This is a genomic window from bacterium (assembly GCA_040755795.1).
Taxonomy (GTDB): Bacteria; UBA9089; CG2-30-40-21; order CG2-30-40-21; family SBAY01; genus JBFLXS01.
In genome coordinates this window covers 1-2,196 of sequence record JBFLXS010000558.1, presented here as the reverse complement: position 1 = coordinate 2,196, position 2,196 = coordinate 1, and the positions used below count along the sequence as shown (strand labels likewise).

General features: G+C 35.3%; 2 protein-coding genes. Both read left to right on the top strand.

Features of this window, described 5'->3' with window-relative positions; genetic code table 11:
* The first annotated feature begins 147 nt into the window (after nucleotides 1–147).
* The gene (locus AB1414_19620) at nucleotides 148–930 is read left to right on the top strand and encodes a DUF3782 domain-containing protein (GenBank protein ID MEW6609623.1); all 783 of its coding nucleotides are present in this window, start codon (nucleotides 148–150) and stop codon (nucleotides 928–930) included.
* Nucleotides 931–1,900: 970 nt separating this feature from the next.
* Nucleotides 1,901–2,071 (top strand): GxxExxY protein, encoded by a 171-nt coding sequence (locus AB1414_19615; GenBank protein MEW6609622.1) that lies wholly within the window; start codon nucleotides 1,901–1,903, stop codon nucleotides 2,069–2,071.
* The last annotated feature ends 125 nt before the right edge of the window (nucleotides 2,072–2,196 follow it).

The window sequence follows — 2,196 nt, the reverse complement described above, 5'->3', positions numbered from 1 at the left end:
TGGAAAATATAGGCATAATTATACTGGGTTTAATCATAATTTTATGGGCAGTATTTGGGCCGGTAATTTTACATGATTGGCGAGATGAAAAAAAACAAAAAATGTATAAAATCAGAGAACATTGATGGATGAGGAGGTATTAAATTTATGATAAGGTATCTTGAGGCAATAGATAGATTACCCATTGAAATCAAACATCCTATGTTGGAGGCATTTGAGCTTTTTAAAGACGAAATTGCCAATACAGTCAAAAAGGAAGATTTTAATGAGTTAAAAGGGATAGTTAGGGAGCTTGCAACTGCCCAAAAGAGAACAGAAATAAAGGTAGAGGAACTTGCTGAAGCACAAAAGCGAACAGAAATAAAGGTAGAAGAGTTGGCTGATGCTCAGAAAAAGTCAGAAGGAAGACTTACCAAGTTAGAGATAGCAGTTGAGGAGCTGGCTGAAACTCAGAAAAAGACAGAGCAAACAATGATGGAAGGGTTTAACTGCTTAAGTAAAAGGATAGATGAACTTGCCCAGTGTCAGAAGAAAACAGAAGAAGAGATGAGGGAAGGATTTAAGTATTTAACCAATCAAATTACATCCCTTGGGAGTAGATGGGGAATTTATAATGAAGGAACATTTAGAACAACAATAAGAGCCTTAATGTCTCGCCAACCTGGTGTTGAGGTAAGGGAAGGGTTTTATGGTGGTCATCAGGTAGATATTGTTATATCAGGAAGTGAGCATATTCTCTTAGAAATTACCTCCCGGATGCTAACAAAGGATATTCAAAAGATATACGATGCAGGAGATGATTATAAACAAAAGGAAGGTATTGAACCAATTTTGATGGTAGCTACCTCATATATTTCACCCAACCTGATGAAAAAAATGGTTGACTTAAAAAGGAAGATAGAGATATTTTCTTATGAAGAGGGAGAGTAAAGAAAAATAAGTCAAAAATCAAATTTTTGCCACCTGTGCAGTTAACTTTAGACCTGTGTCCGAAAAGGAGATATGGAAATAAAGGAGATAAGTGGATATATTTAGGAGTTTTTGGTGAAAGGATTAGGGTTAGGAGGTTGGTTTGGTTTAGGGGTTATGAAGTTAGTCTTGTAACTATTCACCACGAATGGCACGGAGAGCACGAAGTGAAATTTGATGAATTATCAAATTCATGAAGATCAAATATTGACAACAAACTTTTGCAGGAAATTTAATGTATAAAGCTACGGATAAATACAAATAATATTTAAGATATTGTAAGGGTTCAGGTAGGATAAAAATAAGGAGAAAGGGAGAAGATGGAGAAGTGGAGAAAAGAAGAGTTAAGTGATAGGATTATTAATGCCTGTATTAATGTCCATAAAAAGATAGTATAGCGTTCTCTAAGTAAATATAACAATATTATAGTAAGTATTAACCAAAAGTTCACAGTAGTATTGTTGATAGTTGATAGTTGAAGGACTATAAACCATCAACCATAACCTATCAACTATAAACCCTGTTGCTATATTTGTTCTATGAGAATTTTTCGTTAATAACTATTATATGTATTTAGAGAACGCTACACTAGTGTCGTGTTGAGTAAGTTTTGCACGGGGCATCATCAGGTTTCGTAACCTGCAAACGGATAATTGGTAACTGGTAATTGGTAATTGGTTAAATAGTTTCGTCCTGAGCTCAGCCGGTAATTCCTCAGTTATCAGTGGTAAAAGCTAAATAGAAATTTTCTCTCGCAAAGACGCAAAGTTCGCAAAGATTATAATTTATTCCTTTGCGTTCTTTGTGCCTTAGCGAGAAATTTAATCTTTATGCCTTTCTCCCACCAATAACTGACCGATTACCTCAGCCGAACGGTATTTAATTACCAGTTACCAATCACCAGTTACCAGAATCAAATTCCGTGCGTTATTTGTTCAACACGACAATAGGACCTGGTTTTCTGGAGAGCATCTATCACAATGCCTTGAAGGTTGAGTTTGCAAGACAGAACATCATCTTTGAATCAGAAAAAGAAGTCAAGATATTCTATCAAGGTGTTGAGGTTGGGATTCATAGACTTGATCTTTTTGTTGAAGATTAGATTGTGGTAGAGATTAAAACTGTTGAGGAGATAAGTGGAAAGTATTATAATCAGGTTAGACATACTTTAGAGCAGTGGATAAAGAAATAGGGTTACTGGTAAATTTCGCAGACTCCAGGATTGAT

Excerpts from the sequence above, each read along its gene's own strand:
- AB1414_19620 (MEW6609623.1), top strand. The coding sequence starts at position 148 with ATGATAAGGTATCTTGAGGCAATAGATAGATTACCCATTGAAATCAAA.